The sequence below is a fragment of the Pelomonas parva genome, assembly GCF_043555835.1.
Classification (GTDB): Bacteria; Pseudomonadota; Gammaproteobacteria; order Burkholderiales; family Burkholderiaceae_C; genus Pelomonas; species Pelomonas parva.
Window position 1 is genome coordinate 330,541 of the sequence record NZ_JBIGHV010000003.1, and the last position, 26,207, is coordinate 356,747.

Below are 26,207 nucleotides of genomic sequence, written 5' to 3' on the forward strand. Positions count from 1 at the left end.
CCGGCACGGCCAGCGAGCGGCCCACGTTGTTGTTCGTGTAGATGAACTCGTAGGGGCCGCTGGTCGAGACGTTCAGGAACCAGTCGCCGGAGATGCCCTCGGGCAGGCGCACGTTGATGCTGCGGTTGTAGGTGTCGCCCACGGCCATCTGGCCGAGGTGGCCGGCGCTGCCGAGGTTGAAGGTCTGGCCGCTGCCGTCGGCATTGCGGCTCAGCCAGACGCTGTCGTTCCAGCTCGTCGTGTTGGTGATGCCGATGCCGCGGTTGGCGACGGTCCACTGCACGGTGAGGTCACGGCCGCTGTAGGCAGTGCCGGTCGTGCCGACCGACTCGACGCGCATGTCCGCGTAGGCGATGGGCATCACATCGGTGGCGTGGCCGGCGTCCTGGGTGTTGTTGGTCTCGCTGCCGTTTTCCCAGACGGCGCCCGTGGCATCCGACTTCACGAAGATCGTGCCGTGGCGGCTGAAGGCCGGGCCGAAGGCGTAGTTCAGGCTGCCGTTGTAGCTGGCGCCTGCGGCCAGCGCGCCATTGCGCTCGACGTTGCCCAGCACGATGTCGTCGCCGTCGCCCAGCACGGCATTGGTGCTGTAGATGACGCGGTCGGTCCAGTTGGTCGCGCGGCCGGCGCCGGGGCCTTCGTTCTTGACGGTCCACTCCACCGTGATGCTGGCCGGGTCGTCGATGACCTGCGTGGGCGCACCGACGCTCAGCACGGCCAGGTCGGCATAGGCGTCCATGGCCACGTTGATGGCCAGGCCGTCCTGGTTGTTGCCCTCGTTCGTGGCCTCGTTGTTGGCCTTGTCGGTGTCGGTGACGACGATCAGGCGCCAGGAGCCCGACAGGTCGACCGGCAGCGTGAAGCCCAGGCTGCCATCGCTGGACGCACCGGCGGCCAGGCTGTCGACGAGGCGCTCGCCCAGCAGCGTGTCGGCGGCATCGATCAGCCCATCCTTGGACAGGTAGACCTTGTCGCGGATGTTCACGGCCGGCGCGCTGCCGGCGTTGCGCGTGACCCAGTTCAGCGTGACGGCCTCGCCGCCCTGCAGCAGGCCGGTGGTGGTGAGGCTGCCGACGACGAGGTCGGGTGCGATGACGGCGACGGCGCTCGTGGCGATGTTGTCGGCCTCGTTGGACTCGGCGACGTAGTTGCCCTTGTCGGCAGCGATCTCCAGGCGCCAGTTGCCCGGCGGGATGGCGGGCACGGCCAGGGTCTGGTTTTGCACGCCCGTGCCGCCGGCGGCCAGCGTCTGAAAGGCCCAGGTGCTGGTAAGCACCTGCGTGGGCGCCAGGCCCAGCGTGTCGACGAGGCGGATCTCTTCGCCGAAGAAGCCGCTGATGGCGTCGTTGCCGGCATTGCGCACCGTGTAGCTGAGCTGCACGGTCTGGCCGACCCGCCAGTTGGCGGGCGCACTGACGCCCTCGATCAGCAGATTGGGCTTGGGCTCGGCCTTGACCAAGGTCGCGTCGGTGGCGACGACGACGTTGTTGTCGGTGCGGCCCAGTTCATAGACGGCTGTGAAGGCGTCCGTCTTGACGATGAAGTAGCGCTGGCCGGCGGCGTCGCGCGGCACGGTGAAGTCCAGGGCGGCGGCGTAGCTGTCGTCCTTGGCCAGCGTGCCCACGCGGGTGACGGAGCCGAGCAGCGTGGACTGCGCCGTCAGGCTGGGCGTGCTGCTCAGGTAGACCTGATCGACCCAGCGGTTCACGTCGGTGCCGACGGTGCCCGAATTGCGGACGGACCACTCCACGCGCGCGCTGCGGCCCGCAAAGACTTCGGCCGGCACGACGGTCAGCGTCGGCACCAGGTCGGCGTAGGTCTGGGTGATGGTGATGGCGGCCGAGAGCTTGGCGTTGTCGGCGCGCGTGTCGGGCTCGGTGACCTTGGCGGTCGCGTCGCTGATGACGGCGATGCGGTAGGCGCCGTCGATGCGCGAGGGGATGCGGACCGTGGCCGTCTGGCTGTACTCGTCGCCCGCTGCGAGGCTGGTGCCGCGCGGGATCTCAGCCAGCACCACGTCGTCGCCATTGCCGACAACGGCATCGCGGCTCAGCACGATGCGGTCGACCCAGCCGGTGGCAGAAGTCGCGTCCGCCGCGCCGTTGTTCTTGACGGTCCAGCCGACGCTGATGTCCGTGCCCGAGCTGGCGCTGGGCGGCACGTCGACCACGGTCACGGCGAGGTCGGCATAGGTGCGCAGCACGGCCGTGAAGCTCCAGGCCGCGTCGTTGTTGGTCTCGGCCGTGCCGTCGGCATTGGCCTCGAAAAGGATGCCCTGGCCGGTGCTGCTGCGGTCGACGCTGACGGTCACGTCGAAGGTGCCGGCGCCACGCAGGCCTTGCGGCAGCGCGAAGCCGTAGCTGCGCTGGCGCACCTCGCCCGCAGCCATCGGCAGCGCGGCGGCGCCGGTGAAGCTGACAAGGGTGTCCACCAGCACCGGCCCGGCGCTGCCGTCGGCATTGCGCTGGCGGATGACGACGCGGTCCTGGTGGCTCAGGTTGGTGGCGACGTTGCCCTGGTTGACGTCTTCCCAGCGCAGCGTCAGCACATCGCCGGACGTGGGTGTGCCTGAGTCCAGGCTGAGGTTGCGGGCGATCAGGTCGCTGCCGACGTTGACGTTGGCCTGCAGCTGGTTGTCGTTCTCCAGCGTGCCGGTGCTGTTGAACTCGGCGATCTCGTTGCCGGCGTCGACCGTGACGCGCAGGCGGATCGCGCCGGCCGCGTTGGCGCCGCCGGGCCAGGTGAACGCGGCCGTGCGGTCGACGCTGACGCCGGGGGCCGCTTCAGCCGGCGTGCCGGTGCGTGTCAGGCTGGCAATGACGACGCCGGTGGTCTGGTTCAGCACCTCGACGCGCTCGGTCCAGTTGCGGCCCGGCGGGATGGTGCCGGCGTTGGTGGTCGTCCAGCCGACGGTGACCGTGTCGCCGTTCTGCCAGTCGCCGGCCGGCGTGATGCTGAGGTTGCTGGCGGCGAGGTTGACGTAGTTGACGTACTCGGCCAGCGTGCTGGTGAAGGCGACCTGGCCGCGGTTGTTGGTCTCGGTGACGCCGCCTTCCTTCTGCGTGTTGCCGAAGTCGCTCTCGATGACGGCCAGCAGGCTGCCGGCGCCGGTGGGGCCGTCGGGCAGCTTGAGCGTGGCGGTGCGCGTGATGCTGGCGCCGGACGCGAGCGCGCCCGAAATCGCCTCGACGTAAGGCACGAGGAACTCGGCCAGCACGTCGCCGCCGGCGCTGCGCAGCGTGACGCGGTCGGCGAAGTCGCCGATGGTGGCGGTGGGGCCCTGGTTGAGGGTCGTCCACGTGACGACGACGTTGCCGCCGGACAGGAACTGGCTGGCGCCTGCGGCCGGCACGACGCTCACGTCTCGAACGACGAGGTCCATGCCCACGGCCTTGTCGACCTCGGCGACGAGGGCGTTCAAGTCCCAGGTCGTGCCGTCGTCGAACTTCACCTGCTGCAGCGGGTTGTAGCCGTTCTTCGGGTCGTTGCCGTAGAAGAAGTAGGAGACGGTCAGCTTGTCGTCGCTGTTGGCCAGGCCGATGCTGATGGCCGTGTACTGGGCCGTGCGGTAGTCGAAGACGCGGCGCACGATGACATCCGCCGGGGCGATGCCCGGCTTGAACTGCAGCGTGTTGACCTTGGTGGTGCTGTGCGCACTCTCGATCAGCGTGTCCTGGCCGTCACCGCGACCGAAGAGGTAGGTGTTGTTGCCGGCGCCGGGGTTGAGGGTGTCGTTGCCCGTGCCGCCGTCGAAGGCGTCGTTGCCGGCTTCGCCGGTGAGGCTGTCGTCGCCCTCACCACCGTTGAGGCTGTCGTTGCCCGCGCCGGCGCTGATGCTGTCGTTGCCGGCGCCGCCGTCCAGCGTCTCGGACCAATCGGTGCCGGTGATGCTGTCGTGGCCCGGCGTGCCGGCCAGCGCGCGCGCGACGATGTCGGCCAGGGCCCAGACCGTGCCGTCGGCGAACTCGATGCGCTGCAGCGGGTTGTAGCCGCGGTTGGGGTCGTCGCTCTCGAAGAAGGCGTTGACGATGAGCTTGTCACCGCCCGTGCCGTAGGCCACCTCCAGCGCGCGGTAGGCGCGGGCGCCCTCTTCCAGCACGCGGCTGAGCTTCACATCGCTGGGCGCAATGCCGGCCTTGAACAGCAGCGTGTTGGTCTTGCTGGTGTCGTAGTCGGTGTAGGCCAGCGTGTCGACGCCGTCGCCCAGGCCCAGCGTCAGCGTGTTGCTGCCGTTGCCGAAGCTGAAGTAGTCATTGCCGGCGCCGCCGTCGAGCGTGTCGGCGTCACCGCCGCCGTAGAGCAGGTCGTCGCCCTCGCCGCCTTCCAGCGTGTCGTTGCCGGCTTCGCCGGACAGCACGTCATGGCCGGTGCCACCCTTGAGCGTGTCATTGCCGCCACGCCCCGAGAGGCTGTCGCCGCCCGGGCCGCCGTCCAGCGTCTCGCCGGCGACCGTGCCGGTCAGATAGTCAGCGCCATCGCTGCCGGCGTTCACGCGGGCAACGATGTCGACCAGGGTCCAGACCGTGCCGTCGGCGAACTCGAAGCGCTGCAGCGGGTTGTAGCCGCGGTTGGGGTCGTCGTTCTCGAAGAAGGCATTGACGACGAGCTTGTCGCCACCTGCACCGTAGGCCACCTCCAGCGCGCGGTAGGCGCGGGCGCCTTCTTCCAGCACGCGGCTCAGCTTCACGTCGCTGGGCGCGATGCCGGGCTTGAACAGCAGGGTGTTGGTCTTGCCGGTGTCGTAGTCGGTGTAGGCCAGCGTGTCGACGCCGTCGCCCAGGCCCAGCGTGAGGGTGTTGCTGCCGGCGCCGACGTTGAAGTAGTCGTTGCCGGTGCCGCCGTCCAGCGTGTCGTTGCCGGCGCCGCCGTAGAGCAGGTCGTCACCGCCGCCGCCGTTCAGGGTGTCGTTGCCCGAGCCGCCGCTGAGGGTGTCGTTGCCCTCGCCGCCGGCGATGGTCTCAGCCCAGGCCGTGCCGTTGATCGTGTCGCTTGCGGCCGTGCTGGCCAGCACCATGGCCTGGATGTCGGTGATGCTCCAGACGGTGCCGTCAGCGAACTGGATGCGCTGCAGCGGGTTGTAGCCGCGGTTGGGGTCCTCGTTCTCGAAGAAGGCGTTGACGATGAGGCGGTCGCCGCCGTTGCCGTAGGCGACTTCGAGCGCGCGGTAGGCCCGCGCGCCTTCTTCCAGCACGCGCCGCAGCTTGACGTCGGCCGGTGTGATGCCGGCGCTGAACAGCAGCGTGTTGGTCTTGCTGGTGTCGTAGTCGGTGTAGGCCAGCGTGTCGACGCCGTCGCCCAGGCTGAGCGTGATGGTGTTGTTGCCGGCGCCGACGCTGAGGTAGTCGTTGCCGGTGCCGCCTTCCAGCGTGTCGTTGCCGGCCTCGCCATAGAGCAGATCGTCGCCTGCGCCGCCGCGCAGCGTGTCGTTGCCGCCGCGTGCGCTCAAGCTGTCGTTGCCGTCGCCGCTTTCCAGCGTCTCGCCGCCGGTGGAGCCGGTCAGCGCGTCGTCGCCGCTTGTTGGCAGGTTCAGATGCGCAAAGATCTGGCTGGCCGTCCAGATGGTGCCGTCGTCGAACTGCAGTTGCTGGACCGGGTTCCAGGGGTTGGCGGGGTTGTCGCTCTCCAGGAAGTAGTTGATGACCAGCTTGTCGGCTGTGCCCTGGATGCTGATCTGCAGCGCGCTGTAGCGGTTGGTCTGGCCGTCGATGAGGCGCTTGAGCACCAGGTCGGTCGGCAGGATGCCGGGCCCCAAGCGCACGACATTGAGCCGGCTGCCGTTGGTGTCGCCGCTGTAGAGGATGGTGTCGACACCGTCACCGCGGTTGAACAGGTAGGTGTTGTTGCCCGTGCCGCCGGCCAGGAAGTCGGTGCCGCCGCCACCGGCCAGCGTGTCGTTGCCGGCCAGGCCGTTGAGGGTCTCATCGGCGGCCGTGCCGGTCAGCGTGTCGACCAGGTTCGTGCCGTTGATGACGGTCGTGGCGGGCGCCGTTTGCAGGCGAGCCGTGATGGCGGCCAGATCCCAGGCCGTGCCGTCGTCGAAGCGCAGCTGCTGGACGGGGTTGTAGACGCTGGTGCTGCTGCCGCCTTGATAAAAGTAGTTGACGATCAGACGGTCGTCGCTGCCGACCAGCGTGATCTCCAGCGACTCGTTGGCACCGCCCTGAGTGCCCGTCACGCGGCGGAGCACGACATCGTCAGGCGTGATGCCGGCGCGGAACTGCACCGTGCTGAGCTTGCCAGCGGCCGAGTCGTACACCGATGCGATGAGATCCAGCCCGTCACCACGACCGAACAAATAGGTGTTGTTGCCGTAGCTGCCGTCCAGGTGGTCGTTGCCCGCGCCACCGTCCAGCGTGTCGTTGCCGTAGCCGCCGTACAGGCCGTCGTTGCCCTCGCCGCCGACGAGCGTGTCGTTGCCGTCCAGGCCTTCGAGGCTGTCGTTGCCGCGCCCGCCGGTCAGCGTGTCGCCGCCGGTGGTGCCGCGCAGCGCGTCGTCGCCCGCCGTGCCGGCACCCAGCGCGGCCAGGATGGCGCCGATGTTCCAGGTCGTGCCGTCGTCGAAGCGGATCTGCTGGACGGGGTTGTAGACGCTGGCCGGGTTGTCGCCCTGGAAGAACAGGTTGATCGTCAGCCGGTCTTGTGTGTCGCGGATCAGCAGCTCGATGGACTCGCTGCCCGTGCGGCGCACCAGCAGGTCACTCGGGGCCACGCCGGCCTTGAGCTGCACCGTGTTGAGCTTGCCAGCGGTGGCGTCGTAGTAGTGGGCGATGGTGTCCTGCCCGTCACCACGACCGAACAGGTAGGTGTTGTTGCCGTAGCTGCCGTCCAGGTGGTCGTTGCCCACGCCACCGTCCAGCGTGTCGTTGCCGTAGCCGCCGTACAGGCCGTCGTTGCCTTCACCGCCCACCAGCGTGTCGTTGCCGTCCAGGCCTTCGAGGCTGTCGTTGCCGCGCCCGCCGGTCAGCGTGTCGCCGCCGGTGGTGCCGCGCAGCGCGTCGTCGCCCGCCGTGCCGGCACCCAGCGCGGCCAGGATGGCGCCAATGTTCCAGGTCGTGCCGTCGTCGAAACGGATCTGCTGGACGGGGTTGTAGACGCTGCCGGGGTTGTCGCCCTGGAAGAACAGGTTGATCGTCAGCCGGTCTTGCGTGCCGAGGATCAGCAGCTCGATGGACTCGCTGCCCGTGCGCCGCACCAGCAGGTCACTCGGGGCCACGCCGGCCTTGAGCTGCACCGTGTTGAGCTTGCCGGCGGTGGCGTCGTAGTAGTGGGCGATGGTGTCCTGCCCGTCACCGCGACCGAACAGGTAGGTGTTGTTGCCGTAGCTGCCGTCCAGCCAGTCGTTGCCCGCGCCACCGTCCAGCGTGTCGTTGCCGTAGCCGCCGTACAGGCCGTCGTTGCCTTCACCGCCCACCAGCGTGTCGTTGCCGTCCAGGCCTTCGAGGCTGTCGTTGCCGCGCCCGCCGGTCAGCGTGTCGCCGCCGGTGGTGCCGCGCAGCGCGTCGTCGCCCGCCGTGCCGGCACCCAGCGCGGCCAGGATGGCGCCGATGTTCCAGGTCGTGCCGTCGTCGAAGCGGATCTGCTGGACGGGGTTGTAGACGCTGGCCGGGTTGTCGCCCTGGAAGAACAGGTTGATCGTCAGCCGGTCTTGTGTGTCGCGGATCAGCAGCTCGATGGACTCGCTGCCCGTGCGGCGCACCAGCAGGTCACTCGGGGCCACGCCGGCCTTGAGCTGCACCGTGTTGAGCTTGCCAGCGGTGGCGTCGTAGTAGTGGGCGATGGTGTCCTGCCCGTCACCACGACCGAACAGGTAGGTGTTGTTGCCGTAGCTGCCGTCCAGCCAGTCGTTGCCGGCGCCACCGTCCAGCGTGTCGTTGCCGTAGCCGCCGTAGAGCGCGTCATTGCCCTCGCCGCCCAGCAGGCGGTCGTTGCCGTCGTTGCCGGTGAGCAGGTCGTCGCCGCGTCCGCCGGTCAGCACGTCGGCGCCGGTGGTGCCACGCAGGTTGTCGTTGGCCTCGCTGCCGGCGCTCATCAGCTCCAGCAGGCGGGCGATGTTCCAGACCGTGCCGTCGGCAAAGGTGGCCTGTTGCAGCGAGTTGTAGACGTTGCCCGGGTCGTCGCCGTGGAAGAAGTAGTTGGCAGTGATGCGGTCGTTGCTGCCGACGATGGCCAGCTCCAGGCCGTTGACGCCGCTGCTCTGGCTCTCGTAGACACGGCGCACCGTCACGTCGCCGGGCAGCACGTCGGCGCGGAACTGCACCGTGTTGAGCTTGCCCGCCGCCGTGTCGTAGCGGCCGGCGATATTGTCCTGGCCGTCACCGCGGCCGAAGACGTAGACGTTGTTGCCCGTGCCGCCGTCGAGGTAGTCGTTGCCGGCGCCGCCGATCAGCGTGTCGACGCCGTCCTCGCCGTAGAGCGCGTCGTTGCCCTCGTCGCCATGAAGCACGTCGTTGCCGCCACGGCCGGCCAGCGTGTCGTTGCCGGCGCCGCCGTGCATCTCGTTGGCCGCACTGGTGCCGGCGACGTTGTCGTCAGCCGGCGTGCCGGCCAGCAGCGTTGCGACGAGGTAGGCGATGTCCCATTCGGTGCCGTCGTCGAAGCGCACTCGCTGCAGGCCGTTGTAGGCGTTGGCGGGGTTGTCGCTGTAGAAGAAGCCGTTGACGGTGACCTTGTCGGTCGTGCCGGCGATGCTCAGCTCCAGCGCGTTGTTGTTGCCGCCGAAGTAGTTGTCGTAGACCTGCTTGAGGACGACATCGGTCGGCGCCACGCCGGCCTTGAACTGCAGCGTGTTGACGCGCGCCTGGCCGCCGTTGTGGTTGTAGTACAGCCGGTCCTGGCCGTCGCCGCGACCGAACAGCAAGGTGTTGCTGCCGGCGCCGGCATTGAGGGTGTCATTGCCCGACCCGCCTTCCATGAAGTCGTCGCCGTCGCCGCCGTCCAGGCTGTCGTCGCCGATGCCGCCCTGGATCTGGTCGTTGCCTGCGCCGCCGCTGACGGAATCATTGCCGTCGCCGCCCTGCAGCAGGTCGACGCCGTTGCCGCCACTGAGGCTGTCGTTGCCCGTGCCGCCGGTGACGGTGTCGTCGCCATCGTCGCCGGAGAGGCTGTCGTTACCGGGGCCGCCGTCGATGGTGTCGTTGCCGGCCGCGCCGGCGATGGTGTCGTTGCCCAGGCCGCCGTTGAGGACCTCTTCGGCCGTCGTGCCGCGCACGTTGTCGTCGCCGTCGGTGAAGGTCTGGGTGATCGCCACCAGCGCCGCGATGTCCCACTCCGTGCCGTCGTCGAAGCGCACGCGCTGCAAGCCGTTGTAGGCGTTGGCCGGGTTGTCGCTGTAGAAGAAGCCGTTGACGGTGACCTTGTCGGTCGTGCCGGCGATGCTCAGCTCCAGCGCGTTGTTGTTGCCGCCGAAGTAGTTGTCGTAGGCCTGCCTGACGATCACGTCGGCCGGCAGCACGCCGGCCTTGAACTGCAGCGTGTTGATGCGGGCCTGGCCGCCGTTGTGGTTGTAGTACAGCCGGTCCTGGCCATCACCGCGGCCGAACAGGAAGGTGTTGCTGCCGTGGCCGGCGTTGAAGCTGTCGTTGCCGGCGCCGCCGTCCAGCGTGTCGTCGCCGTCGCCGCCATCCAAGCTGTCGTCGCCGTCGCCGCCTTGCAGCAGGTCGGCGCCGATGCCGCCGCTGAGGCTGTCGTTGCCGGTGCCGCCGGTCAGCGTGTCGTCGCCCTCCTCGCCCGCGAGGCTGTCGTTGCCGGCACCGCCGTCGAGCAGGTCGTTGCCGCCCGCGCCCGAGATGCTGTCGTTGCCCAGGCCGCCGCTGAAGGTCTCGGCGGCATTGGTGCCGCGCCAGACGTCGTCGCCGTCGGTGCCGGCGTACAGCCGCGCCAGCATGGCGGGGATGTCCCACTCGGTGCCGTCGTCGAAGCGCACCCGCTGCAACCCGTTGTAGGCGTTGGCCGGGTTGTCGCCGTAGAAGAAGCCGTTGACGGTGACCTTGTCGGTCGTGCCGGCGATGCCCAGCTCCAGCGCGTTGTTGTTGCCGCCGAAGTAGTTGTCGTAGGCCTGCCTGACGATCACGTCGCCCGGCAGCACGCCGGCCTTGAACTGCAGCGTGTTGATGCGCGCCTGGCCGCCGTTGTGGTTGTAGTACAGCCGGTCCTGGCCATCGCCCCGGCCGAACAGGAAGGTGTTGCTGCCATGGCCGGCGTTGAAGCTGTCGTTGCCGGCGCCGCCGTCCAGCGTGTCGTCGCCGTCGCCGCCATCGAAGCTGTCATCGCCCGCGTCACCCTGCAGCAGGTCCGCGCCGGCCTCGCCGGTCAGGCTGTCGTTGCCCGGCCCGCCGGAGATGACATCGGCACCGCCGGCGCCGTTCAGCGCGTCATTGCCGGCGCCGCCGTTCATCACGTCCGCGCCACTGGTGCCGCGCAGGTCGTCGTTGCCGTCCGTGCCGGCAAACAGCATGCTGACGATGGCGGCGGCATCCCACTCGGTGCCGTCGGCAAAGCGCACGCGCTGGATGCCGTTGTAGGCGCTGGCCGGGTCGTCGTTGTAGAAGAAGCCGTTGACGGTGACCTTGTCGGCAGTGCCAGCGATGCTCAGCTCCAGCGCGCGGTTGCCGCCGAAGTAGTTGTCATAGGCCTGGCGCGGGACGATGTCGCCCGGCGCGATGCCGGCCTTGAAGACGATGACGTTGGTGCGCGCCTGGCCGCCGCTGTGGTTGTAGTACAGCCGGTCCTGGCCGTCGCCCAGGCCGAACAGGAAGCTGTTGCTGCCGGCACCGGCGTTCAGCGTGTCGTTGCCCGCGCCGCCGTCCAGCGTGTCGTTGCCTTCGCCGCCGTCCAGCGTGTCGTTGCCCTCGCCGCCGAAGAGCTGGTCCGCGCCGGCCTCGCCGGTGAGGCTGTCATTGCCGCTGCCGCCCGAGACGATGTCGTCGCCACCGGCGCCATTCAGCGTGTCGTTGCCCGCACCACCGTCAATGCTGTCGGCCGCGCTGGTGCCGCGCAGGTTGTCGTCGCCCGGCGTGCCGGCCAGCAGCATCGTGACGATCTGGTTGGCCGTCCACTCGGTGCCGTCGGCAAAGCGCACGCGCTGGATGCCGGCGTAGGCGCTGGCCGGGTCGTCGTTGTAGAAAAAGGCGTTGACGGTGACCTTGTCGGCGGTGCCGGCAATGCCCAGCTCCAGCGCGCGGTTGCCGCCAAAGTAGTTGTCGTAGGCCTGCCGAATCACCACGTCGGCGGGCGCGACGCCGGCCTTGAACTGCAGCGTGTTGATGCGCGCCTGACCACCGCTGTGGTTGTAGTAGAGGCGGTCCGAGCCATCGCCACGGCCGAACAGGAAGACGTTGCTGCCGGCGCCGGCGTTGAGGGTGTCGTCACCCGTGCCGCCTTCGAGGACGTCGTCGCCGCTGCTGCCGTCCAGCGTGTCGTTGCCGGCCCCGCCGTAGAGGCTGTCGTTGCCGCCGGCGCCGCTCAGGCTGTCGTTGCCGGCCGCGCCGTTCAGCAGGTCGGCGCCCGTGCCACCGGCGAGGCTGTCATTGCCCGCCGTGCCCATGCCCAGCAGGAAGAGCAGATGCGACACGTCCCAGGCCGTGCCGTCTTCGAAGGTCACCTTCTGCAGGCCGTTGAACTCGTTGGCCGGCGTGCCGCCGTACAGGAAGCCGTTGAATGAAATGACGTCGTTGCTGCCGATGATGGTCAGCGCCAGCGCGACATTGCCGCCGGCCTGGTCGTCCGTCGCGCGGGCGACGCTGATGTCGGCGGGCAGCACGCCGGGCTTGAACTGCAGCGTGTTGACCTTGCCGAGGTTGGGGTCCGAGTAGGACTGCACCGTCGTCGCGCCGTCGCCGCGGCCGAACAGGTAGAGGTTGTTGCCCGGGCCGTTGCTGATGACGGCATTGGCCTGGGCCACGCCCACCGCCAGCGCCTGGCGCTGCGGGCCGGTCTCGATCAGCTCGGGCAGCTCGTCGGCGCTCCAACGCGTGCCGTCGGCAAAGGCGACGGTCTGCACCGGGTTGGCGGCGCTGAAGAAGCCGCGGATCTGCACACGGTCGGCCGTACCGCGCAGCGCCAGCTCCAGCGCATCGGCCTGGCCGGTGGCGTCGTCCACAACGCGGCGCAGCGCCACGTCGGCCGGCGCGATGCCGGCGCCCAGTTGCAGCAGGCCGCTGGCATCGTCACCGGCGGCGCGCGCATCCACCCAGGCCGCGCCCTCGCCGCGCTCGAAGCCGTAGACCTTCGGCGCCGCCGCCTCGCTCTGGCTGGCCATCAGGTGCACGGCGGGCAGCGCATCCGCCGACAGCAGCAGCTTGGGCTCCAGCGTTTCGATCTTCCAGGGCTCGGTGCGGCTCGCCTCGACGCGGGCGGAGGCAGTCTTGGAAGCGCGGCGCAGGGCGGCCGCCGCACGGGCGCGCAGGGACTTGATCGACATGTCTGAAACCTTCGGGAGTTGGTTCGCCAACCCCGCTGTTTCAGGCAGTTACAGGCGGCAGCAAGCGCACCCGATCCGGAGAAGGCCGGCGCGATTCTGGGCTGCCACTCGTGACGGATTTACGTTTCTTGACCTGCAAACGGGGGACTCGACCCGTCCAAAGTGGCGCCGCCCCCCTAGCTCGTGGGAGGGCGGGCCCTCCCTAGATTCCGCGCGCGCGATCGGCGTGGAACTGCGCCCGCCAGGCCTCGAAGCCGCCCGCGTCCAGCGCGTCCCGCATTTCCCGCATCAGGTTCAGGTAGTAATGCAGGTTGTGCACGCTGGTCAGCATGGGGCCAAGCATCTCGCCGCAGCGGTCCAGGTGGTGCAGGTAGGCGCGGCTGAAGCCCTTGCAGCATTCGCAAGCGCAGGTTTCATCCACGGGCTTTTCGTCATTCTTGTAACGGGCATTGCGCAGCCGCAGGTCGCCGAAGCGCGTGAACAGATGGCCGTTGCGCGCATTGCGGGTCGGCATGACGCAGTCGAACATGTCGATGCCCTGGGACACACCTTCCACCAGATCCTCCGGCGTGCCGACGCCCATGAGGTAGCGCGGCTTGTCCGCGGGCAGCTGGTGGCCGATGTGGCCCAGGATGCGCTGCATCTCGGCCTTGGGCTCGCCCACCGACAGGCCGCCGATGGCATAGCCCGGCAGGTCCAGCTCGGCGAGACCCGCCAGCGAAGCGTCGCGCAAGTTCGTGAACATGCCGCCCTGGACGATGCCGAACAGCGCGTTGGGGTTCTCCAGCCGGCCGAACTCGGTGATGCAGCGCTTGGCCCAGCGCAGGCTCAGCTCCATGGACGTTCTCGCCTCGCGCTCTGTCGTCAGCACGCCCTTGCTCTCGTAGGGCGTGCATTCGTCGAACTGCATGACGATGTCGCTGTTGAGCACCGTCTGGATCTGCATGCTGACCTCGGGGGTCAGGAAGAGCTTGTCGCCATTGACGGGCGAGGCGAACTTGACGCCCTCCTCGCTGATCTTGCGCATGGCGCCCAGGCTCCAGACCTGGAAGCCGCCCGAGTCCGTCAGGATGGGCTTGCTCCAGCTCTCGAAGCGGTGCAGGCCACCGAACTGCGTCACCACGTCCAGGCCCGGCCGCATCCACAGGTGGAAGGTGTTGCCGAGGATGATCTGCGCGCCCATCTCCTCCAGCGAACGCGGCGTGACGCCCTTGACCGTGCCGTAGGTGCCCACGGGCATGAAGATGGGCGTCTGCACGACGCCGTGGTTGAGCGTCAGCGTGCCGCGACGGGCGCGGCCTTCGGTCTTGAGGAGGTTGAACTTCAGCATGGGGCCGGGATTGTCGCAGGGGGGCTTTTCCGGGGTGGACGGAACGGGCCGCCGCACCCCACTATCCAGCCATGAACAGCGCGCTGATGCTCATGCTGCTGGCCGCCACGATGGCCTCGGCACAGGCCTGCGGCCCGCACACGGCGGCGCTCTACCGCTACGCCCGTTTCTATTACGACGATCCCCGGACCGGGCCGGCCGGCATCGACAAGGACATGTTCGACGAGCTGGCCCGCCGCTCGGGCTGCCAGCTGAACCAGGTGGTCGAGTCGCGGGTGCGCATCTGGCAGGAGATGCGGCGCGGCACCGTGCAGCTGACGCTGTCCGCACTGTCCAGCCCTGAGCGGCGCGAGATCGCCGAGCTGCTGCCCTACGCCCAGGGCAGGTTCCAGCTGCTGGTGCGGCGTGGGCTGGCAGGGCGTGTGCAGAGCCTCGCGGCTTTCGAAGCCGACCCGGCGCTGCGGCTGGTGCATGTGCGCGGCTATGTGCACGGCCCGGCGCTGGACCCCTGGCTGCAGCGCCTGCGCGGCCAGGGCCGCCTGGTCGAGACCGCCGACTTCGAGACCGCCAGTCGCATGCTGCGTGCCGGGCGGGCGGACGCGCTGCTGTCCCTGCCCAGCAGCTACGCCTTTGCCATCGACGGTTCCGATCACCCGGACAACCCCGTGCCGGTGGACGTGACGCCGAACGAGCGCAGCGTCATGTCGCTGGCCATGGCGCACGCCATGCCCGAAGCAGACCGGCAGCGCCTGCGCCGCGCGCTGCAGGCCATGCTGGCCGATGGCACCGTGCACGACATCATGCGTCGCCACCTCGGCGACAAGGGCGCCCGGGCTTCTGCGTACACGGGTGAGTGACGGCACCGGCCACGGACAATTTGCGCATGGCCATGACCCTGAGCGCCGCAGCGCAGCATGAACTCGTCATCAAGAAGAGCCGCTTCCTCGGCTGCGTGGAGCCCTGCACCGACCGCACGGCGGCGCTGGCCCGCGTGGCACAGCTGCGCGAGCAGCACCCCGGCGCCGCCCATGTCTGCTGGGCGCTGCTGGCCGGCGGCCACTCCGCCGCCAACGATGACGGCGAACCCGGCGGCACGGCCGGCCGGCCCATGCTGGACGTGCTGCGCCACCAGGGCCTGGACGGCGTGCTGGCCACGGCCGTGCGCTACTGGGGCGGCGTCAAGCTCGGCGCCGGCGGCCTGGTGCGGGCCTACACCGACTGCATCGCGCAGGCGCTGCTGACGGCCGACAAGATAGCGCGCGTGGCCCAGGTGGAACTGGGCTGCGAGCTGCCCTACGAGCTGGAGGGGCGGTTGCGGCGGCTGGCGGAGCAGCACGGGGCGGCACTCGTGGACGTGCGGCACGAGACGCGCGTGCATATGCGCTGGTCGCTGGCCGTCACGGGACGGGCCGCCTTCACGGCCGCCGTGGATGAGGCCGCTCAGGGGCGAATCGCCTGGGCCCGCGAGAGCAGCATCGCGTCGCCGTAGCTGAAGAAGCGGTAGCGCTCGCGAATGGCGTGGCGGTACAGCGCCATCACCTGTGCATGCCCGGCCAGCGCGCTGACCAGCATCATCAGCGTGCTCTTGGGCAGGTGGAAGTTGGTGACGAGGCGGTCAACGACGCGGAACTCGAAGCCCGGCGTGATGAAGATGTCCGTCTCGCGGGCGCCGGCCAGCAGCTCGCCACCCCGGGCGGCGGACTCCAGCGCGCGCAGCGTCGTCGTACCGACGGCGACGACGCGGCCGCCACGGGCTTTGCAGGCGGCTATTGCCGCCACCGTCGACTGCGGCACCTCGAACCACTCGCTGTGCATCTTGTGCTCCGCCAGCGTGTCGACGCGCACCGGCTGGAAGGTGCCGGCGCCGACGTGCAGCGTCACATGCGCCTGGCTCACACCGCGCTCCGTCAGTCGGGCCAGCAGCGCCTCGTCGAAGTGCAGCGCGGCGGTCGGCGCGGCGACAGCACCGGGCTCCTTGGCGAAGACGGTCTGGTAGCGGCGCTCGTCCTCCGCGTCGTCCGCATGGGCGATGTAGGGCGGCAGCGGCACATGGCCGTGGGCCTCCAGCAGCGCGAAGGGGTCGCCGGCAAAGCGCAGGTGGAAGAGCCCGTTGTCGGGCCCGCAGCGGCCCAGCACCTCAGCGTCGAAGGCGTCGGCAAAGCGCACACGGCTGCCGGGCTTGGGGGACTTGCTGGCGCGCAAGTGCATCCAGACTTCCTGCGTGCCGGGCAGCACGCGCTCGACCAAGGCCTCCACCGAGCCGCCGGTCGCCTTGACGCCAAACAACCGCGCCTTGATGACGCGCGTGTTGTTGAAGACCAGCAGGTCACCGGGCGCGAGCAGATCGGGCAGCTCGCGGAACACGCGGTCCACGGGCTCCGCGCCGGTGGCGTCGAGCAGCCGCGAGGCGCTGCGTTCGGCGGCCGGATGCTGGGCAATCAGCTCGGGCGGCAGGTCGAAATCGAAGTCGGCGACCGTGTAGGCGCTTGCATCAGGGCGCATGGGGTTTGAGGGCCGGACGGACCCGTGCCAAAGGGAGCGGGATTCTCCCATCGCCCGCTTGACGCAGCGCAAGGCGGCACCGCGCGGCCGATGCAAGCATGGGTACCAGGAGGTTCCATGAGCACAGCCTTGACACCCGGACAACATGCGCTGCTTGAAAGCGAGTTGCAGCTCGCGCGTCAGAAGGCGCTGGCCGCGCTGCAGGCCCAGCGCGGCGGCAGCGACCGCCTTGCGCACGCTGCCACGCTGCTGGAGGACGACCCGCAGGAGCACGAGCCCGAGCGCGAGCTGGACCAGGCCCGCGACTCGCTTCTGCTGGCCGAGCTGCAGGCGATTGACGACGCGTTGCTGCGCCTGAAGACACCCGGATATGGTCGTTGTGTCGACTGCAGCGCCGTCATCCCCTTCGACCGCCTGCAACGCCTGCCACAGGCGCTGCGCTGCGTCGACTGCCAGGCCGGCGCCGAAGCCGGCCGCTGACCAGGCAGTTCTTCGTCGCCGGCGACCGCAGGGCCGGAGTGCCGACACCGGTCGTGCGGTATTGCACGATCCGGCGGCAGACAGGGTGGGTGTTGTCAGGGAAGGTTCACGCAGCAATGGTGGGATACGCAGTCGCCGCCTGCCCCCCAACATTGCCACCCCCAGCTCCGTGAAGCGCCGCGCCTGTCTCGCCTTGCCAGCCCTGCTCGCCAGCACGAGGGCGCCGGCACAAGCGTCACGACCTCCGAGCACCTTGCTGGGGATCACGGAGAACCTGCCGCCGCTGAACTACCAGGACGACCAGGGCCCGCAGGGCTTCAGCGTGGAGCTGCTGCGCCTGATGGCGGCACAAGCCGGGCTGAACCTGGAGCTGCAGGTGCTGCCCTGGGCGCGAGCCGTGCAGATGGCCGAGGCCAGCGCCAACAGCGTGCTGTTCTCGCTGACACGAACGCCCGAGCGCGAGGCGCAGTTCCAGTGGGTGGGGCCCATCGCCCGGCGCCGCATCCTCATCTACAGGCTGGCCAGCCGCAGCGACCTGCAGCTGCAGCACCTCGACGAGCTGGGCGGCGCACGCATCGGCGTGGTGCGCGACTCGGCCGCCGACCGCAACCTGCAGGCCGCCGGCCTGCGCCCGGGCATCGAGCTGGAGCAGGGGCTGGACGACGCCACCAACATGCGCAAGCTGCTGGCCGGTCGCATGGAGTACATCACCCTGCTGGACTGGGCCGCCGCGTGGAACCTGCGCCAGCTGCAGCTGCCCTACGACACGCTGCGCGCCGTCATGGAGCAGGACGCGGCGCGCAGCTACTTCTACGGCCTGCGGCCCGACGCCGACCCGGCGCTGGTACAGAGCCTGCAGGCGGCGCTTGAGCGGCTCAGGCGCGATGGGCGTTACGAGCGGCTGCGGCTGCGGTACTTCCGCTAGCGGCGCTGCAGACGGCGCTGGCCATGCGGCCTTGCCGGCGACACCGGGTGCCGTGCAGACAGAATGCCGGCCATGACCGCGCCGCTGCCCCAGGACAAGCCCAAATCCGCGCCCCAGAAGGCGATGGAGAAACTGGGCCTGCTGCGCGACATCGACCTGGCCTTGCACCTGCCGCTGCGTTATGAGGACGAGACGCGCATCACGCCCATCGCCGCGCTGCGCGACAACGAGCCGGCGCAGGTGGAGGGCGTCGTCATCGACTGCCAGGTGGAGATGCGCTCGCGCCGCCAGCTGCTGGTGCGGGTGAAGGACGAGTCCGGCACGCTGCTGCTGCGCTTCCTGAACTTCTACCCGGCGCAGCAGAAGCAGATGTCGGCTGCGACCCGGCTGCGCATCCGCGGCGAGGCGCGCATCGGCTTCTTCGGCCGCGAGATGGTGCACCCGGTCGTCAAGGTGGTGGACGAGGACACGCCGCTGGCGCAAAGCCTGACCCCTGTCTACCCGGCGTCCGCCCAGCTGCCGCAAGCCTATCTGCGCAAGGCCGTCGCTTCGGGGCTGGCGCGGGCCGACCTGCGCGAGATCCTGCCGGCCGGCGTCGTGCCGCGCGGGCTGCCCAGCCTGAAGGATGCGCTGAACTACCTGCACCACCCGCCGCCCAGCGCGTCGCAGGAGGCGCTGCACGAGCACCACCACCCGGCCTGGCACCGGCTCAAGTTCGAGGAGCTGCTGGCCCAGCAGCTGTCGCAGCTGCAGGCGCAGCGCGAGCGGGCGCTGCTGGTGGCGCCCGCGCTGCGCGGCCAGCCGGGCGGCCTGCATGAAAAGCTGCTGGCGGCGCTGCCCTTCCAGCTGACCGCCGCGCAGCAGCGCGTGGCGGAGGAGATCGCGCAAGACCTGGCACGGCCCCAGCCCATGCACCGGCTGCTGCAGGGCGACGTCGGCTCGGGCAAGACGGTGGTGGCCGCGCTGGCCGCCGCCGTCGCCATCGACGCCGGCTGGCAGTGCGCGCTGATGGCGCCGACGGAGATCCTGGCCGAGCAGCACTTCCGAAAGCTGATTGGCTGGCTGGAGCCGCTGGGGCTGAAGGTGGCGTGGCTCACCGGCAGCGTCAAGGGCAAGACGCGGCAGAAGATGCTCGATGCCGCCGCGTCCGGCGAGGCCCAGCTCATCGTCGGCACGCATGCCGTCATCGAGGACAAGGTGAAGTTCGCGAAGCTGGGCCTGGCCGTCATCGACGAGCAGCATCGCTTCGGCGTCGCGCAGCGGCTGGCGCTGAGGAACAAGCTGAAAGCCATGGACCTGGAGCCGCACATGCTGATGATGAGCGCCACGCCCATCCCGCGCACGCTGGCGATGACCTATTTCGCCGACCTGGATGTCTCCACCATCGACGAGTTGCCGCCCGGCCGCAGCCCCATCGTCACCAAGGTGTTCACCGAGGCCAAGCGCCACGACGTGGTCGACAAGATCCGCATGGCGGTGGCGGACGGCGCCCAGGTCTACTGGGTCTGCCCGCTGGTGGAGGAGAGCGAGGCGGTGGACCTGCGCAACGCCACCGAGACGCACGCCGAGCTGAGCGAGACGCTGGCCGGCACGAGCGTGGGCCTGCTGCACGGGCGCATGTCGCCCGCCGACAAGGCGGCGGTGATGGCGCAGTTCTCCAGCGGCGCGACGAGTGTGCTGGTGGCCACGACCGTCATCGAGGTCGGCGTGGACGTGCCCAATGCCAGCCTGATGGTCATCGAGCATGCCGAGCGCTTTGGCCTGGCGCAGCTGCACCAGCTGCGCGGCCGCGTGGGGCGCGGCAGCAAGGCCAGCGTCTGCGTGCTGATCTACAGCCCGCCGCTGTCGGACACCGGCAAGGCGCGGCTCAAGGCCATGGCCGAGACGACCGACGGCTTCGAGATCGCTCGGCGCGACCTGGACATCCGCGGGCCCGGCGAATTCATGGGCTCACGCCAGAGCGGCGCCGAGCTGCTGCGGTTTGCGGACCTGCAGGAAGACGCACCGCTGCTCGTCGCCGCGCGCGCGCTGGCACCGCAGCTGCTGGACGAGCATCCAGAGGCCGCGCGCCGGCAGGTGGCGCGATGGCTGGGGACGAAGGCGGAATTCCTCAAAGCCTGAGGCAGCTGCCTATTTGCAGCTGAAGCTCTTCGCGTTCACTTCCTTGACGTTGCCCGCGCCGCAGGTGGCCAGGGCTTGTTCGCTCATCTTGGTGATGGCATTCGAGTCGGCCGGGATGGAACCGACGGGCGGCGCGAAGACGCAGGCGCTCAGCACCAAGGCGGCGGTCAGGGCGAAGGAGAAGGAGGCGATGCGCGTCATGAGATATCCGGGTTGGAAAGTGAAAACGCCCGCAGCGTAGGCAACTGTCCCGGCGGCGTCACGCGCGACGCGACGAGCCGCAGCCTGGCGGGCACAGGCTGCGGCAGTGGCTGACGCGCGGTGCCGGGCGGCTGCGGTCAGGCGCCCAGACAGACGCCGAGGTCGCGCGCGGTGGCCAGCGTGTCGCCGTCCAGCGGCACGGCCTTCATGCGGCCCGCCACCTCGGCCAGCGGCACGGTGCGCACGTCGCTGCCGTCCAGCGCCACCATGACGCCGCTCTGCCCGCCGACCAGCGCCCGCACGGCGGCGGCGCCGAAGCGCAACGCGGCGACGCGGTCGAAGGCCGTGGGGCTGCCGCCGCGCAGCAGGTGGCCCAGCACCACGCAGCGCGCGTCCTTGCCCGTCAGCCGCGCCAGTGCCTGCGCGACCTGTTCGCCCATGCCGCCCAGGCGCTCGGCATGGCCGGCCTCGGCAGGCCCTTGCAGCGCGCGCACGCCGTCGCGCGCAAACGCGCCCTCGGCCACCACGACGATGGAGTAGGCCAGGCCGCGCGCGTCACGCTGGCGGATCATCTCGGCCACGGGTGCGAGGTCGAAGGGCAGCTCCGGCAGCAGGATGGCATGCGCCCCGCCGGCCAGGCCCGCATGCAGCGCGATCCAGCCGGCATAGCGCCCCATGACCTCCACCACCAGCACGCGGTGGTGGCTGGCCGCCGTGGTGTGCAGCCGGTCGATGCAGTCGGTGGCAAAACCGACGGCAGTGTCGAAGCCGAAGGTGGTGACGGTGCGGTCCAGGTCGTTGTCGATGGTCTTGGGCACGCCCACCACCTTCAGCCCACGTTGGGCCAGCCGGTGCGCGATGGCCAGCGAGCCATCGCCGCCCACGGCCACCAGCGCGTCGATGCCCTCGCGGGCGAGCGCATCCAGCAGGTCCTGCGAGCGGTCGACGAGCACCACGCGACCATCGTCCTGCGTGGCCGGGAAGGCAAAGGGGTCGCCCTTGTTGGTGGAGCCGAGCAGCGTGCCGCCGAGCGCGGCGATGCCTTCGACGCGCTCGCGCGTCAACGGCAGCAGGCCGCCCGCCGGATAGCGCTCCGGGCGCAGCAGGCCGTCATAGCCGTCGCGGATGCCGACGCAGGCCCAGCCCTGCCGCAATGCCGCCAGCGTCACGGCGCAGGTCACCGCGTTCAGCCCGGGCGCGTCGCCGCCGCCGGTGGTGATGGCGATGCGGCGGATGGGTGTGTTTGGCGAGTTCATGGGGTCATAGCTCCAGCTTCTCGCGCAGCAGCTTGGCCTGCCGCCGCGACACCTCGACCTGGTGGCCGTCCTTCAGCGTCACGCGGTAGCCGTCGTTGCTCCAGGGGGCGATGCCCTGGATCCAGCGCAGGTTGATGAGGTGGCTGCGGCTGGTGCGGAAGAACAGCTGCGGGTCCAGCCGCTCCTCCAGGCTGGTGAGCGTGCGCGCCAGCAGCGGGCGCTGGCCGTCGAACCAGGCCTGGGCGTAGTTGCCGCAGGCCTCGAAGCCGGCGATGTCGCCCAGGCGCACGAACCAGCAGCGCTCGCCGTCACGCAGAAAGACCATGTCGTCCGCGCCCTTGAGTGCCGCTGCCGATGCGGCCACCGGCGCGGGCCGCAGCCGCTCGCGGGCCTTGGCCAGCGCGGCGGCCAGCCGGTCGGCGTCGATGGGCTTGAGCAGGTAGTCCAGCGCGTTGCGCTCGAAGGCGGCCAGCGCGTGCTGGTCGTAGGCGGTCGTGAAAACGACCAGCGGCACATGCTCGATCTGGTCCAGCAGGTCAAAGCCGGTCGCCCCGGGCAGCTCCACGTCCAACAGCAGCAGCTCGGGCTGCAGCGTGTCGATGGCCTCGCGCGCCGGTGCCAGCTCGGCGGCTTCACCGACGATGTCGGCATCGGGGATGGCCGCCAGCAGCGTGCGCAGCTCCTGGCGGGCCAGACGCGAGTCCTCGACGATGTAGATCCTCATGCGGCCAGCTCCACGGTGACGTTGACGCGGCCGTCGGCGGCGTCAATGCGACAGCCGGCCCCGGTGCCGCCCGCCCGCGCCAGGCGCTCGCGAAGGTGCACGAGGCCGACGCCGGTGCTGTCCGGCGCACCGGGCTCGGGCTTCCACTGGCCCGGGTTGTCGACGGCGATCTGCAGCTTATCGCCGGCCCGCGCGATGCGGATGTCGACCACGCCACCGCCCGCCGTGCACGCGATGCCGTGCTTGATCGCGTTCTCCACCAGCAGCTGCAGCAGCATCGGCGGCACGCTGGCACCGGCCGTGGCGGGGTCGACCTGCCAGTCCACGCGCAGCCGCTCCTCGTGGTGCAGCTGCTCCAGCGCCACATAGTCGCGCACGACGGCGAGTTCGTCGGCCAGCGGCACGCGCTCCTTGGCGCTGTGCTGCAGCGTGTGGCGCAGCGTGTTGGACAGGCGGCTCAGCATCTCGCGGGCGCGGGTCGGGTCTTCGTTGATGAGGGCGCGCAGGTTGTTCAGCGCATTGAACAGGAAGTGCGGGTTGATCTGGGCGCGCAGCACCTGCAGCTCCAGCTCGCGTGCGGCGGTCTCGGCCTTCCATTTGGCGATCTCGCCCAAGCGCCAGCGGCTGACCATGGTCACGCCGACCCAGACGGCCAGCCACAGCCAGAGCAGGATGCTGCAGTTGACGGCGTAGCTCAGCAGCACCAGCCAGCCCTGCGGCATCTGCGGCGGGAAGTGCAGCAGCCCCAGCGCAGCGCCGCCCCGGCTGATAACGAAGATGACCGCCTGCAACAGCACGGAGAACAGCGGCGTCAGCAGCAGCAGGCGCAGCAGCAACGCGCGGGGCGCGCCGTCGAGCCAGCCGCAGCGCAGCGTCAGCGCCCGCAGGGCCTCGCTGCAGGCCCACAGACCGAGACCCACGCAGACCATGACGAACACCAGGGCGCCGCTGAGCGGCTGGAAGCTCGCCATCATGACGAGCGAGATGGCGACATAGCCACCCCACAGCAGCGCCTGGATCGCGCTACGCCGGCGTGTGTTCATGCCCTTGAAGCTCCTGTTATCTGCCGGCAGCCAGGAAGCCCCTGACCTCGCCCACCAGCCAGTCGGCATCGTCCCACATGAGGAAGTGGTGGCCGCGCTGGCTCATGCTCACCTTGGCGCCCTTCAGCCCGGCGTACTGCGCCTCGAAGATGCCGCGCGTGCTGTCCAGCGTCGCGCCCATCGGCTCGTAGGCGGCCCAGGCGCCGAGCACCAACGTTGGCGTGGTAATGCGCGGCAGCAGCGGGCGCAGGTCCTCGCCCCACAGCTCCGACATGGCTTGCGCCGTCGTCGCGCGGTCACTGGCCAGGCCCCAGGCGACGACGCGCTCGACGTTGGCCGGGCTGCGGCTCATGCCGGCCGCGCCCTGGCGGGTGCCCGCCTCCCACTGCTCCTTCGTCCCGGCCAGCATCTGCTGCCGCATGCCGGCCGCCATGCCGCGCGCGGCCTCGGGCGTCATGCCGCGCAGGCCGGCCAGGAAGGGCAGGCTGTCGACGATGACCAGGCGCTCGATGCGGCCCGGCTTCTCGGCCGCCATCTGCAGCGCCAGCACGCCGCCCAAGCTGTGGCCCATGACGACAGGCTTGTCGAGCTTGCGATCGTCCAGGTAGGCCAGCAGGCGGTCGCGCATGCCGTTCAGGAAGTTGTCGGTCGCCACCGCCGGCGCACCGGCAAAGCCGGGCAGCTGCACGATGTGGCATTGCACGCCGGGCTGCAGTGCGGCGCAGGTCTCCGTCCAGGTACTGGCGGCGCTGTTCAGGCCCGGGATCATCAGCACCGGCCGGCCCTCGCCGACGACCTCGACGCGCAGGTCGCGGAACTCGACCGGCGCGGCCTGGCTGTTGCTGACGTACAGAGCCGTCAGGATGCCGACTGCGGCGCCGAACAGGCCGGCCCAGGAACGGGTGCTGCGGGACATGGCGAACTCCATCAAGGTTGCGATGAACGGCATATTGCCCAGGCCGCCCGCTGCCGGCAGAGGCAGGATGACGAGCGGCGAGCTGCGCGGATGAGTGGCGACCCACGAAGGCCAATGGCCTCAGGCGTCAATGCCTACAATGCAATCATTGATTGCAAACGGAGGCATTCATGGCCAGCCTGACGATCCGAGACCTGGACGAGAGCCTGAAGCAGCGCCTGCGCATCCGTGCCGCCCACCTCAACCGCTCCATGGAGGAAGAGGCGCGGCAGATCCTGCGCGAGGCGCTGGCCGACAAGCCGACGCCGGCTGTCGATCTGGGCCAGCGCATCCGGGCCCGCTTCTCGCCGCTGGGAGGGTTCGATCTGCCGCTGGCGCCCCGCGAGGCTGTCAGGGCACCGCCTGAACTCGATGCCCCCGCCACAAAGGCCACGAAGAAGCGCCGGCCATGAAGCTGCTGCTGGACACCAACGTGCTGTCGGAACTGCTGCGAGCCAGCCCGGACGCGAATGTGACCGCCTGGTTCGCGGCCCAGCATGCAGAGGCCCTGTTCGTCAGCGCCGTCACGCAGGCCGAGATGCTGTTCGGTGCCTCGCTGCTGCCCGGTGGCCGCCGCCGCGCTCAACTGGAGCAGCAGTTGCACGCCATGTTCGACGAGGACTTCGCGCGCCGCGTGCTGCCCTTCGACAGCGATGCGGCACGCATCTACGCCGGCGTGGTGTCCGGCCGGCGGCAGGCGGGGCGGCCCATCTCGCAGTTCGACGCGCAGATCGCGGCCATCGCCCTGGCCCAGCGCGCCGGCCTCGTCACGCGCAATGTCGAGGACTTCGAGGACTGCGGGCTGACGCTGCTGAACCCTTGGACCCAGCTCACTTGAGGCGTTGCGCCCAATACACCAGCACCTCCGTGCGCGGCTGGATGTCCGTCTGGCTGTAGGTGTAGGTCGGCACGACGTTGATCGCGTCCAGCGTGGCCAGGCCCGAGATGATGCGGCCGAAGACGGCATAGCCGGGGTTGGCGGCGCTCTGATAGTCCAGGCTGGTGTTGTCCACCACGTTGAAGAAGAACTGACTCGTCGCCGAGTCGGCATCGCTGCGGCGGGCCATGGCGATGGTGCCGCGCAGGTTGGACAGGCCGTTGTTGCTTTCCAGCTTGATGGGCGCGTACAGCTGGGTCTTGGTCACCATGCCGCTGGTATAGCCGCCGCCCTGCACAACGAAGTCGCGGTCGACGCGGTGGATCAGCGTCTTCGTGTAGAAGCCGGCCGCGACGTACTTGTAGAAGTTGGCGACGGTCTGCGGCGAGTAGCTGTCGTACAGCTCGACAACGATCTCGCCACTGCTGGTCAGCATGCAGACCGTGCCCCAGGTGGAGGCCGCCGACGCGGCGAGGCCGGCCGGGCTGCAGGACAGCGTGGGTGCGTTGGGCGTGGGGTTGGGCTGCGGGTAGGGCGTGCCGCCACTGCCGCCACCGTCATGGTCGTGATGCCCGCCGCCGCCGCAGGCGACCAGGCTCAGAGTGAACAGCAGGGCGGCAAGGCGGCGCAGCATGGCAGGACCCGTGGAGTGGCTGGGCCTGCCCAACGGGCCGGCGGCTAACACCGCCGACAGGCTGAATCAAGTGGTTACCGAAATCCGCCCGCAGCTCAGAGCGGAATCACCTTGGCTTCGGTGACCGTCACGTCGACCAGCGGCACGTCCGAGGCATTCGTGGACACCGCCTTGATCTTGTCCACCACATCCAGGCCCAGCGTCACCGTGCCGAAGACGGCATAGCCCGGGTTGGCCGAGTTCTGGTAGTTCAGGCTCGTGTTGTCGACCACGTTGATATAGAACTGGCTGGTCGCGCTGTCGGCCACGTTGGTGCGGGCCATCGCGAGCGTGCCGCGCACGTTGGACAGGCCGTTCATGCTCTCCAGCGCGATGGGGCCGTAGGTGGGCGTCTTCTCCTGCAGCGCGCCGGCGCCGTTGCGGGCCACGCCACCGCCCTGGATGACGAAGTTGCTGATGACGCGGTGGAACACCGTGCCGTTGTAATAGCCGTCGTTGACGTACTTCAGGAAGTTGTCCACCGACAGGGGCGCGTGGGTGCGGTCCAGGCCCAGTTCAATGACGCCCTGGTTGGTGGTGAGGCGCACCTTGTGCGTGACCGTCAGCACGACGGGCGCCGGGGGCGTGGGGGTGGGCGTGCTGCTGCCGCCGTCACCACCACCGCCGCCACCGCAGGCGGTCAGGGCCAGGGAGGTTGCGAGTGCCAGCAGTGCGCGGCGAGGAATTCGGTTCGTGCTCATC

17 protein-coding genes (1 of these 17 running past the window's edge) are annotated in these 26,207 nt (G+C 69.7%); 7 read left to right on the plus strand and 10 right to left on the minus strand.

Features of this window, described 5'->3' with window-relative positions; translation table 11 throughout:
• On the minus strand, positions 1-12,418 hold the start of the coding sequence (locus ACG00Y_RS08980; RefSeq protein ID WP_394478003.1) for a calcium-binding protein. It extends 23,738 nt beyond the left edge of the window; the window shows 12,418 of its 36,156 coding nt (coding positions 1-12,418); it begins with the start codon at positions 12,416-12,418; the stop codon falls past the left edge of the window.
• Positions 12,419-12,620: 202 nt separating this feature from the next.
• A complete protein-coding gene (gene tgt / locus ACG00Y_RS08985; protein ID WP_394478005.1) occupies positions 12,621-13,748 on the minus strand; it encodes a tRNA guanosine(34) transglycosylase Tgt in 1,128 nt (375 codons plus the stop codon).
• Positions 13,749-13,819: 71 nt separating this feature from the next.
• Between tgt and ACG00Y_RS08990 the strand changes: the two genes are divergently transcribed.
• Both ACG00Y_RS08990 and ACG00Y_RS08995 read left to right on the plus strand, forming a co-directional pair.
• Positions 13,820-14,605, plus strand: coding sequence for a substrate-binding periplasmic protein (locus ACG00Y_RS08990; RefSeq protein WP_394478007.1), 786 nt, complete (start codon positions 13,820-13,822; stop codon positions 14,603-14,605).
• 26 nt (positions 14,606-14,631) lie between these two features.
• Positions 14,632-15,237 (plus strand): IMPACT family protein, encoded by a 606-nt coding sequence (locus tag ACG00Y_RS08995; protein ID WP_394478009.1) that lies wholly within the window; start codon positions 14,632-14,634, stop codon positions 15,235-15,237.
• Here ACG00Y_RS08995 and queA read toward each other — a convergent pair.
• Complete coding sequence (queA, locus tag ACG00Y_RS09000; protein WP_394478011.1) at positions 15,189-16,250, minus strand: tRNA preQ1(34) S-adenosylmethionine ribosyltransferase-isomerase QueA; 1,062 nt, start codon at positions 16,248-16,250, stop codon at positions 15,189-15,191. The two genes, ACG00Y_RS08995 and queA, sit on opposite strands and share 49 nt — an antisense overlap.
• A 117-nt stretch (positions 16,251-16,367) precedes the next feature.
• Between queA and ACG00Y_RS09005 the strand changes: the two genes are divergently transcribed.
• The 3 genes from ACG00Y_RS09005 to recG all read left to right on the plus strand — a co-directional run bounded on the left by ACG00Y_RS09005 (position 16,368) and on the right by recG (position 19,776).
• Entirely contained in the window at positions 16,368-16,730 is a 363-nt protein-coding gene (locus ACG00Y_RS09005; protein WP_394478013.1) for a TraR/DksA family transcriptional regulator, read from the plus strand.
• Between the two features lie 253 nt (positions 16,731-16,983).
• Positions 16,984-17,655 carry a substrate-binding periplasmic protein gene (locus tag ACG00Y_RS09010; protein ID WP_394478015.1) on the plus strand — a complete coding sequence of 224 codons (672 nt, stop codon included), beginning with the start codon at positions 16,984-16,986 and terminating at the stop codon, positions 17,653-17,655.
• 72 nt (positions 17,656-17,727) lie between these two features.
• Positions 17,728-19,776: an ATP-dependent DNA helicase RecG gene (gene recG, locus ACG00Y_RS09015; RefSeq protein WP_394478017.1), complete on the plus strand. Its 2,049-nt coding sequence runs from the start codon at positions 17,728-17,730 to the stop codon at positions 19,774-19,776.
• A gap of 9 nt (positions 19,777-19,785) precedes the next feature.
• Here the strand turns inward: recG and ACG00Y_RS09020 are convergent, their stop codons facing one another.
• From ACG00Y_RS09020 to ACG00Y_RS09040, 5 genes are all read right to left on the minus strand, one after another.
• The gene (locus ACG00Y_RS09020; protein WP_394478019.1) at positions 19,786-19,977 is read right to left on the minus strand and encodes a hypothetical protein; all 192 of its coding nucleotides are present in this window, start codon (positions 19,975-19,977) and stop codon (positions 19,786-19,788) included.
• Between the two features lie 137 nt (positions 19,978-20,114).
• On the minus strand, positions 20,115-21,233 hold the full coding sequence (locus tag ACG00Y_RS09025) for a 6-phosphofructokinase (protein WP_394478020.1): 1,119 nt from the start codon (positions 21,231-21,233) through the stop codon (positions 20,115-20,117).
• Positions 21,234-21,237: 4 nt separating this feature from the next.
• Positions 21,238-21,957 (minus strand): LytR/AlgR family response regulator transcription factor, encoded by a 720-nt coding sequence (locus tag ACG00Y_RS09030; protein WP_394478022.1) that lies wholly within the window; start codon positions 21,955-21,957, stop codon positions 21,238-21,240.
• Positions 21,954-23,000, minus strand: coding sequence for a sensor histidine kinase (locus ACG00Y_RS09035; RefSeq protein WP_394478024.1), 1,047 nt, complete (start codon positions 22,998-23,000; stop codon positions 21,954-21,956). The genes ACG00Y_RS09030 and ACG00Y_RS09035 overlap by 4 nt, the downstream gene beginning before the upstream one ends.
• 16 nt (positions 23,001-23,016) lie before the next feature.
• Complete coding sequence (locus ACG00Y_RS09040) at positions 23,017-23,916, minus strand: alpha/beta fold hydrolase (protein WP_394478026.1); 900 nt, start codon at positions 23,914-23,916, stop codon at positions 23,017-23,019.
• Between the two features lie 170 nt (positions 23,917-24,086).
• Between ACG00Y_RS09040 and ACG00Y_RS09045 the strand changes: the two genes are divergently transcribed.
• Together ACG00Y_RS09045 and ACG00Y_RS09050 are read left to right on the plus strand one after the other, a co-directional pair.
• The gene (locus tag ACG00Y_RS09045; protein WP_394478028.1) at positions 24,087-24,368 is read left to right on the plus strand and encodes a FitA-like ribbon-helix-helix domain-containing protein; all 282 of its coding nucleotides are present in this window, start codon (positions 24,087-24,089) and stop codon (positions 24,366-24,368) included.
• The gene (locus tag ACG00Y_RS09050; protein WP_394478030.1) at positions 24,365-24,793 is read left to right on the plus strand and encodes a type II toxin-antitoxin system VapC family toxin; all 429 of its coding nucleotides are present in this window, start codon (positions 24,365-24,367) and stop codon (positions 24,791-24,793) included. The genes ACG00Y_RS09045 and ACG00Y_RS09050 overlap by 4 nt, the downstream gene beginning before the upstream one ends.
• Here ACG00Y_RS09050 and ACG00Y_RS09055 read toward each other — a convergent pair.
• Complete coding sequence (locus ACG00Y_RS09055; RefSeq protein ID WP_394478032.1) at positions 24,786-25,466, minus strand: peptidylprolyl isomerase; 681 nt, start codon at positions 25,464-25,466, stop codon at positions 24,786-24,788. The genes ACG00Y_RS09050 and ACG00Y_RS09055 overlap by 8 nt on opposite strands.
• A 95-nt stretch (positions 25,467-25,561) precedes the next feature.
• Positions 25,562-26,206, minus strand: coding sequence for a peptidylprolyl isomerase (locus ACG00Y_RS09060; protein ID WP_394478034.1), 645 nt, complete (start codon positions 26,204-26,206; stop codon positions 25,562-25,564).
• Position 26,207: the final 1 nt, after the last annotated feature.